This window comes from Bacteroidota bacterium (assembly GCA_019637975.1).
GTDB lineage: Bacteria > Bacteroidota > Ignavibacteria > UBA10030 > UBA6906 > CAADGV01.
On the sequence record JAHBUR010000044.1, the window covers coordinates 19,096 to 29,247 of the forward strand.

Below are 10,152 nucleotides of genomic sequence, written 5' to 3' on the forward strand. Positions count from 1 at the left end.
TCAATGAACAATCACAAACTTACCATTCGTCCTCGCGCCGGACTCATCTTCCACAACAAAATAGTACACTCCCGACGCAATCAACTGGTTGTTGCGGGAAATCTGGAAGTACGCTTCTCCGAAACTTCCGTCGTGCTCGATCGTTTGCACAAGCTGTCCGCTATATGAGTAGATGCGAATCGTGCAGCGGGCCGTCAACCCGCGGAATTTTATCCTGTCCGCTACGTCGCCGCGGGCATCGAAACCGCCTTCGGGATTGGTGACGAACAAGGGATTCGGGACGACATACACTTTGGAGAGCTTCGCAACCGGCGGGGCCTGCGTAAGATGCGCACGCATATTCGTCATCCCGCTCCTTCCACCCGACGAATCCACGGAAACAACAGCATAGTAGTAGTAGGATCCTTCAACACTGTTCGTGTCGAGCATAGTATAGATGGAATCTTCAAAGAAGCGCTGGTCGCTCCGGTGGATCGTATCCATCACGGCCCAGGGGCCCAACGGGCTTGTCGCTCTCATTGCAAGATAGTACATGAAGGACGCCCGCAACCGGCCGTTGGCATGTGCGTTGGTGAAATCCTCGACGTACGGATACCAAACAAGTTTGTTGTATGCCGAGCGAGTATCTTCGACGCGCAATGCAGGAGCAGGCACCGGAATGGGAACGGTGTTGTAGTAGCCACGGCCTTTTCGTTGACGCAACATCGTCTGCGTGGAATCGGCCGGCTCATACTGCAGAGAATCATACTTCGCAAGCGGCAGGCCCGTGTACATTTCAATTGCCCGATCGGCAACATCTCGAATGGAAACCACTCCCGGCGTCACGTACCACGGCAGGGGATTGTTCTGAAGATATGTGCTTCCGATGTACGGTTTCGGGCCGAGAAACGGATATTGAAGCGTGTCGTACCAGCTTGGAATCGGGCAGAAATATGTTCCCGCATCAACGCCCGCCCTGATGTTTCCTCCCAAATCCGAATAGATGCGATCACCGGCAACACCGGGACCGTATCCCACAACATCGGCAACAGCAAATCGAATCGTCTCGCCCGGAGGAAGGGTGAACGGGAAGAACCCGTACATATGAACCACCGGTTGGTACCACGACAAGTTCGTCGAGCCTCTTGTCCGTCCTTTCCAGTACGTCCAGTTCGCGGGATCAAACGGAATCAACTGATTGCGGAAACGCAGCGAGTCGCTCGTTCCCTGGAACACACCCGTTCGTCGTTGTTGCAAGGGATCCAGCGTAGGTTGGTTTTTCGTTGCCGGAAGATTGCCATTCTCGTAACGCAGCATAAACGGCTGCTTGATTTTGTTGTTGATATCGAATGCACCGGAGCTGTCGCCGTTTGTCAGCCAGATTTGTTGTGTTTCATTCTTGCGCGCAACACGCTCGTAATCATAGTACAGCATCATCATTCCGGCTGCTTGCGGTGAATTCAATCCGCCTCTGTCGCCCGGTTGCGACCATTGATTGAAGAATGCAGTATCGGGCCTGCCTTCCCGGTCATGATTGTAGGTCATCCATCTCTTTAAATCGAAGCGTCCGAATTGATTCCCTTCACCGTTCTGGCCGCGGTAGTCGCCTTCGCCCCACCGGTTGTACGTCCGCTGGTAGCCGAACATCGAGGGGCCAAGAGCATACGTCCACACCGCCGATAAATCCTTGATCGTATCTGCCGTGGTGTTCTCCAATTCATATTCATAAATGATAAAACTGTCGTACCCCGGAAAACTCCAGGTACGACTCGTTCGCGTCACGACAATGCCAAGCTGTTGCGTCCCCCATTTTGCAACAATTCGTTCTTCCGCTTCATCGGGATTGTACGCAAGGTTGATGCGACCATTTTCAAGAATAGGGTAGTTTTCGATTCTCTCAATAGAAATCGGGCTTACACCGAGCAGTGTTGTTGCATTTCCGTTGGCATCGGAAACAGCGCCGCAATACACATACTGACGACCCGAAGGACGAGTTCCGGCAAGCCACAGCCCGCCGCCGAACGCATTGTGCTGTCCCCGGTAGTTGACGCGATTAAGAATCATGGACGAATTCGGCGGCCACTCCATCGAAGAGAATCCGGGAAGAATGCTTCCTACACCATTATCGTACACTCTGCCAAGTTCGCCGGTATTGTACACTGTGTGATGGAGCATTCCGCGCCGGTGGGTCCGATAATCCCTCTGCGGGAAGGCAGTCGAGACGACACAGAAAATGAGAATGAAAAAGATGAAACGATGCATAGAACCTTTTCCTACAATTGCCGGGCGATCATAAATCAACCGCCAATCCAAAACTGAACGCCCTCGGCGCATTTGAATAAATCAGGAAAGACTGATCGACTGCAAACGGCCCTTGTTTCTCCGTATCCCACCAGTACCGGATTCCATGTTTCGGATCATTGATGCCGTACTTTTCGTACGCGGCAATTCTCGGATTCGGGGTGGAAAGTGATCCGGTCTGGAAGATGTAGTCGTAATTCAGAATCTTGTTATTGAAAAGATTGAATACTTCAATATAGAATGTCGCATTCGTGCCGAAGAAACTTCGTACTCTCTTTGAGAGCTTCACGTTTGTGTTGTACTCGCCCGGCGTTCTCGCCCCGTTGATAAACGTCGGATTCGACGGCGATGTATACGGACGGCCGCTGCGCGCAAATGAGCTGACGGAAAGAACCGCATCGGCAAAAGGCCGGATGCCGAAGATTTCCGGTCCCCATTCATCACTTGTCGCATACCCCACATTCACCACCAGATTGTGAGTCCGGTCGAAATCGAGTCTGATATCCCGAATGGGAACATTTGTCAAATCAGAGTAGATCTCTCCGGTAGTCTGGTCGATTGTGAAGGCCGGGGTTGCGTTGGAAACTGTTGCACTCTTTCCCGTTGCCACGCTATAGTGATAGTTGATCGAACCTGTCAAATCGCCGCGGCGTTTGTTCAAAGCAAGTCTGAACCCGCGAATATCCGCGTAATCCCTGTTGAAGAATGTCGAATACGTCGCCCCTCCTCCGGAGAAAGTAGCCTGTTGTACAAGGTTCTTCACATCTTTATAGTATCCGCTGAGATCAATCGTAAAGCCATCGCCCAACCCTTGCGTCACACCGATGTCGTAGCTGTTCGTTGTTTCCGGCTCGAGTCGCGGATTTCCGAGAATGATGGGCGAACCGTAGCCCTGCGTTACGCGACTCGCAACCACATATTGGAATGACGGTCGCTGCATAAACGAGCCATAGTTGAGATGAAACACCGTATTCACCGAAATGGGGAACGATATTCCGGCCCTTGGCTGCAACCGGCCGAGAATCGGGGCTTTCTGTCGTGGAGCATTTTCGGGATGAAATATGCCGAGCGAATCGGCCATGAGATATGGTGAGAATTGGTTCGTGAAGTGATCGCTTGCTGAATTCCAAAGGTCAAAGCGAATTCCGAGGTTCGCAATCAACCCTTCGAACTCCATCTTATCCTGAACATATACGGCCCCTTCAAACGGCGTAGCCCTGTAATCCTGCTTTGCCGCAATACCGGCATACACATTGAAAACGTTCGACACATCAATCTTGTAGGAATTGGCCTGAATGCCCGCAGTAACAAGATGGGAGTTGGTGATCTGGCTGGTTATAGCTCCGTCCAGAGAAACTGTTTGCGTTAACTCGTTTCTGAATGCGTCTCTTCCCCCTTGGTATTGGATTTTGTCGGGAGAGTTGTTGTTCACTACCGGGAGAATCGTGCTCCAGCGGATTTCATTATTCAAGACGAGAGAATCCGAAACCGAATACGGGGCAGGAGTAGAGCCAAGCTGTGTCCGGGTTCTGAGTGTGCTGAGTTTGATTTCGTAAAAAGTGCTGTTGCTGAGGGCTTCTGTAAAGCGGCCACCAACCTGGAGATTCGTTCGATCTTGATAGTTGATTGCGGTAATCCGATCCCACAACCAGCTTTCATATCCCGTATAGTTGTTGATACTCGGGAACACATTGTTGTTCTCTTGAGTGAAACCTCCGCTAAAACGGAGGGTTGCCGCACCCGGAAGATCGATGGCAATATTTCCCATTACTTGCTTTTGGGTATTCGGATTCTCCGTGGGAAAGACAGGCCACTCATTGTTCGTTCGAAGGGCGACGAACAGCCGCAAGTTCTTGTCAATCGGACCTCCGGTCCCCACTTCGGCCGAGAAATCCATATCGCGTCCGTAGTTCCTATACAAATCACGTCGGGTTTGGACTTTCCAGAGCGTACGGGCAACCGCAAGTTGAACAGCAGGATCTCTTGCATAGGCGTTTGGTAATCCTGAACCCATCGAGCCGACATACGAGCCGCCACTCTGTGATTCAGGATCTCCTTGAAGCCATATATCGCTTCCGAGCAAAATCGCAAGATAGGGATTAGCTCCCGGATCATAAGCGCTGGGTCCAAAATGCTTTCTTCCGGGCGCCCGTGTTCGGGTCTCAATGCGCGTACTCCACTTGTCCGATTTCCCTTCCTTCATCGAGATATTGACAACACCGGATTGAGCATTGCCGTATTGAGCGCCGAATCCGCTCGTGATTACTTCCACTTCCTCGACCGCGCTCATAATTGGCAGAAACGCGCTTGTGTTATCGAGCGGATTTACAATCCCCATCCCTTGCAGGGTATAATACTCCTCACCCGCTCGCCCGCCTCTGAAGTGTCCGTCTGTTACGTCGGCAGCTAACATCAACACGTCACCAACGTCACGTATTCCCGCCAGCGTCTGCACTTCCTCCGAACGAACAATCGCGCTTGTGGATGTCTTCTCCTTCTCAACATCCGGCCGGGTTGCCTGAACAATCACCTCCTGTTGAGCCAGCGCCGTTGATCGAAGTGAGAAATCAGCAACAGTTGTCCGGCCAGCGTTGACAATTGCATCACGTTGAATGACTCTTTGATAACCCACCATTGAAGCCTGAATATCGTATTTGCCCGGAGGGATATTCAAAATGAAGAAGGAACCCTCAAGATCGGTCGAGGCTCCAAATGTTGTTCCTACGAGGTGGACGTTGCAGCCGATCAGAAGTTCGCCCGTTTCAGCATCTTTCACAACGCCTGAGATTTTGCCGACGTTTTGTGCATGAAGTGTGGTAATAGTTGCAGAACAGGCTATGATGATGATTCCCCGCCATAAAGAACAGCTATGCAAGGCAAATGCTCCGGTGTTTCTGACTTGACCAGTCCTTCGAGAGAAGAACTTCATCATAACCTCCTGACATACGTTACTACATCACTCAGCAGTTTGATTTGGCAGCGGGTTTTCGAATTATCACAGTTCCGAGCTACTCAATTTGTGGGACTGGGTCTTTCGTTGAGCAAGTGCTTGATGGTACCGAACGGAACAGACGAAGAGCAACAAGTGACTTAATCGTTTACTTTATCGCTAACACAAGTTAGCAAATCCTGAAACCTTTGTCAAGTAAAAAAGGAAAAATCTAACTCTTCTCTTAAGTTAATGTCCCAAGAAGTCTTGAAAGCACAGACTATTTTAGCCATCTTGCACTCTGGAAAACGACATGAATTTGCTTTTCAAGATGAATAAAACCCTATTTCTTTCTTTTTTAATCCAGACCAGCCTGTTGACTGTGGCGCACGCTCAACCCTTTGCCAGACAGGTCGAGCCTTTCCCGGTGACAGCGGGGAGCGACCCAATCGCACTCCCCTTTACGGGCGGAATAAACTCCCCCCTTCATCAGTTTGTGGATATTGACGGAGACGGAGACCTTGACTTGTTTGTGTTCGATAATGATCTCGGAATGGACTTCTATCGGAACGAAGGAACGCTATTTATACCGCGGTACGCGCTGCGCAACGACCTTGTATCGATTCCCGGGTTTTTCATCTGGTTCCGGTTTGTAGATTTTGACGGAGATGGGAGAATAGACCTGTGCACCGAGGACTCGACATTTCAGGGAATTCGTGTGTTCAAGAATACCGGGACTTCTGCTTCACCCGAATTCTCCGAGATTATTCCAACAATAAAGGACACATCAGGGGCTGACGTCTATACAGGAGGCAACAGCATTCCCGTCTTCATTGATATTGATGGAGATGGGGATTTCGACATTATTTCGGCGAATGCCTCAGGCACAGTAAACCTCTATCGAAATGTGGGAACTCCAACACTGCCCCGGTATGCCTTCACATCGGGGAATTGGGAGAACATTCTCATCTTCGGAGATACGTGCACAACAACCCTGGCTGCTGTCCAATCGCCTGCGCATGGTGCCGCCGCCTATTCATTTGCCGATATTGATGGAGATGGCGATTACGATATGTTCATCGGTGACCTGTTTTCGGTCGGCGTATTTCACATCCAAAATACAGGCACTCCGCTGCTGCCGCAGATGCAATGTGCAACCGCTTTCTTTCCGCAGAATGAACCTGTACACACAGGCGGATTTAATCAAACCTCATTTGTTGATATTGATGGCGACGGTGATCTTGACATGTTCGTCGGAACGCTCGCAGGAATCGTGCAGCGGGACGGCTTCATCTTCTATCGCAACAACGGCTCGCCAACATCGCCGTTGCTGCAGCGAGTCACCAACAATTTTATCTCCACAATTGATGTGGGCATGAATGCCAATACTGAGTTCACTGATATCGATGGCGATGGAGATCAGGATATGTTCGTCGGAAACTTGCTCGGTGAGCTCACGTTCTTCAGAAACACCGGAACGGCAACCTTGCCATCCTTCATGCTTGTTGACTCATTCTATGTTCGCGTGACAAACGGATACTACCTCGCCCCTGCATTCGTGGATATCGACAATGATGGTGATGTGGATCTGTTCACAGGCATGTTCGACGGAACGCTGAAGTTCTTCAGAAACAACGGCACGCCGCAAAATCCCCAACTCGTTCAATCCCCGTTCGTCACAGATACAATTGATGTGGGCAATATAGCCGCACCGGCTTTTGTGGACATTGACGGCGATGGTGACATGGATCTGTTTATCGGATCGCAGAACGGCACAATCAGATTCTATCGCAATATTGGATCGGCGTCAACATTCATTCCCCAACTCGACACTCCGTCCTTTCTCAACATTGCCCTTGGTCCGAACATGAATGTCACTCCGACGTTTTGCGATATCGATGGCGACGGGGATGTTGACCTGTTCTTCGGCGCTGAAGATGGTCGAGTGGAATTCTATGAAAACATCGGCTCCGCCACCAATCCTCAATTCGTCCAACGAACCAGTTCGTTCGGCAACACGGCACAAACACAGGAATCAGTACCTCATTTTGTTGACATCGACGGGGATGGAGATCCGGACCTGTTTGTCGGTACGAGAAAGGGCGGGATTCATTTCTACAGAAATAACAGGTTTAGTACCGCGGTGGAGGAGTACCATCCGCCGCTTAGGACTGAGCTTGTGCAGAACTATCCAAATCCCTTCAATGCAACCACTACTGTTTCCTTTAGCGTAGAAATCCAATCGAAAATAACCTTGGATGTGTATAACATCCTTGGGCAGAAGGTGGCAACACTTGTCAATGAATCACTGTTGCCCGGATCATATTCAGTACCGTGGGATGCAAACGGCTTTCCCAGCGGTGTCTATGTCTATACACTTGCAACATCCATAGGCACGTTTTCGAAACGAATGATTTTATTGAAATAGGGAAACCCGTCTCGACACCAGAACAAACAGCGCTAAGATTGTCATTTTCCGATCATAAGGTTATATTACTCACAAATCGATTGACATCTACCAACGGTCAACATATCTTCCACGCGGTGCTCACGTCATGTACAGGCAAACCGTAGACAGAATTATCAGCGAGATTCTTCAAGAGAAACTCAAAGGTCAGGGGGCCCATCTCTGCTGCAAGGATGGTATCTGCTCGGACAATCTTTGCGTCATTCATAACAAAGAGGGCGTACGAGCAATTGTGAACGGTGGCGCAGCACGCATTACATCAGGAGTAGGAGTCGATGCAGCTGGGGGAGTTGAAGCCGACCTTGCCGGAATGATTGATCATACCCTTCTGAAGCCCGATGCAACCATCAGTGAAATTGAGAAGCTCTGCGACGAAGCGCGAAAGTACGGTTTCGCCAGCGTCTGTATCAATCCAGGCTATGTTTCACTCTGTGCAAAACTTCTTCGCAGCACCGACGTAAAGGTGTGTACAGTAATCGGCTTTCCCCTCGGGGCAACACTTACAGCGGTAAAGGCATTCGAGACAGAACATGCCATCCGCAACGGCGCCGGTGAGGTGGATATGGTAATTAATGTCGGCATGTTGAAATCCGAGCAGTATGATTATGTGGAGAATGACATTTTTGCGGTTGTCAGCACGGCAAAACGGTACCGCGTTCTCAGTAAAGTCATACTCGAAACAGGGATGCTCGCCGATGAAGAGAAAGTGAAGGGTTGTGTGCTGGCAAAACGCGCAGGTGCCGACTTTGTCAAGACTTCCACCGGGTTTGGCAAGGGAGGAGCGACGGTCGGAGATATTGCCTTGATGCGAAGAGTTGTCGGCTCCGCAATGGGCGTGAAGGCCTCCGGCGGTGTCCGAAGCCGGGAGGATGCGCTCGCGATGGTTGCCTACGGTGCCGATAGAATCGGCGCCAGCGCAAGCGTGAAGATTGTCGGTGCAGAGGTAGCATCCGAGCCGGCAGTCGCGTCGAAAGGATATTGAGTTGATTCGCATTTCCATCGGTTCATTACTGTTCGGTCTCGCTCTGCTCGTAGTGAGTTGCCGGAGTACAGATACGCGCTGGCTTGAGGAAAGACCCGAACCACCCGCTCAAGACGAGCAAACAACATTCGTGACTCAAACCGACACGGTAACGGCTCTAGGGGCAGAACAAGCCGCAGCACCATCGACACCGCATGGTTCCATACCGGTACGCTTCACCGTGCAAATCGGCTCGTACCGGAATTCCCGTTATGCAAGTGAAGTACAAATACTAGCCCGAGAGCGCTTCAGTCTGCCTGTTGTGAATGACTACAACACAACGCGGAGACTTTATCAAATTCGAATCGGTTTCTTTGAGACAGACAAACATGCTGCGGAGTTCCTTACCAGATTGCGGACGGAATACCCGTATGATTACAAAGACGCCTGGATAGTTCAGATCGGGAAATGACGACCAAACTCATTCCAACCATTGTTGTGTTTTCCATTCTCGCAGGATGCGCCGGTTCGCAACAGGCCGACAAATCCTCAGACACTTCTGCTGCCACCGAGCTTCAGAGGTATGAAGAGGATTTTCGCCCGTCGGAATACGATAAGGATGCAGGCAGGTTGTTTTCAGAACTTCGCGAGGAGAAAGAGGGGAAGCAGAGTTCGTTGGAATCCGCGACACTCGAGCCAGCCGTAGTTGTGCAAGGCTACCGCGTTCAGCTTCTTGCAACGCCGGAAATTGATGAGGCAAACATAGCCAAAGCCCAGGCAGAGGCCGCGTTTCCCGGTGAGTGGTTCTATATCGCCTTTGATCCGCCCACCTACAAACTTCGTGCGGGAAACTTCCTTACCCGTGCAGAAGCCGAAGCATATTCACGAGTACTTGTCGAGAAGGGCTACGCTGACGCGTGGATTGTTCCCGACCGGGTCATGAAGAACATCCGGCCCAGACCTGCAGAGGCGCAACCCGAATAGCGAACGCCCCCTACGGTTTCGTATTGTGCTTGAAGTTGATGTACACCCCTTCCACACTCCATCGCGCCCGCACTTTCACAGTATCTTGATAGACGGCAAAACGTTCCGCAGGCTGAAACGGAAACGGCCTTCCATATGAATATGAACCTGAAGAATCGCTGTCACGAAATGCTTGTATCGTGTAAAGACCTTCCGGCAAATGTTCAAACTTGAATTTTCCCGGCTCCGACAAATGGAGGGTTCTCGTCACCGGAGGAGTGATAGCAACTCTTGACGTACTCAACACCACATCGCCGCGATTCTTTGCCGTATCAGAATCCACAACATATCCCTCGATTGTTCCTGTTGTTGCCAGATTGAGTGTTTGAAACCTGATGACGAGCACAGAATCCTTGTAGCTGTTGCCCGCATAGTCCATAACCGAGTCCATTACCGCACGAATTGTGTACCATGAGTGTGAACGAAGCGGGCGATCGGGAGAAAGTAAAACGCTCGACTCTGTGACCCACTTAAGACCGCTTGCAACACGGG

The 10,152-nt window shown here is 50.7% G+C and carries 7 protein-coding genes; 4 read left to right on the forward strand and 3 right to left on the reverse strand.

Annotated elements, in window-relative coordinates; all coding sequences use genetic code 11:
* Together KF749_17015 and KF749_17020 are read right to left on the reverse strand one after the other, a co-directional pair.
* Window positions 1-2,241 carry a T9SS C-terminal target domain-containing protein gene (locus tag KF749_17015; protein MBX2992855.1) on the reverse strand — a complete coding sequence of 747 codons (2,241 nt, stop codon included), beginning with the start codon at window positions 2,239-2,241 and terminating at the stop codon, window positions 1-3.
* A gap of 28 nt (window positions 2,242-2,269) precedes the next feature.
* Window positions 2,270-5,212, reverse strand: a complete 2,943-nt coding sequence (locus tag KF749_17020) for a TonB-dependent receptor (protein ID MBX2992856.1) — start codon at window positions 5,210-5,212, stop codon at window positions 2,270-2,272.
* 328 nt (window positions 5,213-5,540) lie between these two features.
* Here KF749_17020 and KF749_17025 point away from each other — a divergent pair, with 328 nt between their 5' ends.
* The 4 genes from KF749_17025 to KF749_17040 all read left to right on the forward strand — a co-directional run bounded on the left by KF749_17025 (window position 5,541) and on the right by KF749_17040 (window position 9,621).
* Entirely contained in the window at window positions 5,541-7,637 is a 2,097-nt protein-coding gene (locus tag KF749_17025; protein ID MBX2992857.1) for a T9SS type A sorting domain-containing protein, read from the forward strand.
* A 127-nt stretch (window positions 7,638-7,764) separates the two neighbouring features.
* Complete coding sequence (gene deoC / locus KF749_17030) at window positions 7,765-8,658, forward strand: deoxyribose-phosphate aldolase (GenBank protein MBX2992858.1); 894 nt, start codon at window positions 7,765-7,767, stop codon at window positions 8,656-8,658.
* A gap of 1 nt (window position 8,659) precedes the next feature.
* On the forward strand, window positions 8,660-9,109 hold the full coding sequence (locus tag KF749_17035) for an SPOR domain-containing protein (protein MBX2992859.1): 450 nt from the start codon (window positions 8,660-8,662) through the stop codon (window positions 9,107-9,109).
* The gene (locus tag KF749_17040; GenBank protein MBX2992860.1) at window positions 9,106-9,621 is read left to right on the forward strand and encodes an SPOR domain-containing protein; all 516 of its coding nucleotides are present in this window, start codon (window positions 9,106-9,108) and stop codon (window positions 9,619-9,621) included. The genes KF749_17035 and KF749_17040 overlap by 4 nt, the downstream gene beginning before the upstream one ends.
* Window positions 9,622-9,631: 10 nt before the next feature.
* Here the strand turns inward: KF749_17040 and KF749_17045 are convergent.
* The coding region (locus tag KF749_17045; GenBank protein MBX2992861.1) for a hypothetical protein at window positions 9,632-10,152 on the reverse strand (521 nt) is incomplete at its 5' end.

Bases quoted from the DNA above. Each gene is read 5' to 3' on its own strand.
- KF749_17015 (MBX2992855.1), bottom strand. From the start codon at position 2,241: ATGCATCGTTTCATCTTTTTCATTCTCATTTTCTGTGTCGTCTCGACT.
- KF749_17020 (MBX2992856.1), bottom strand. From the start codon at position 5,212: ATGATGAAGTTCTTCTCTCGAAGGACTGGTCAAGTCAGAAACACCGGA.
- KF749_17025 (MBX2992857.1), top strand. From the start codon at position 5,541: ATGAATAAAACCCTATTTCTTTCTTTTTTAATCCAGACCAGCCTGTTG.
- deoC (MBX2992858.1), top strand. From the start codon at position 7,765: ATGTACAGGCAAACCGTAGACAGAATTATCAGCGAGATTCTTCAAGAG.
- KF749_17040 (MBX2992860.1), top strand. From the start codon at position 9,106: ATGACGACCAAACTCATTCCAACCATTGTTGTGTTTTCCATTCTCGCA.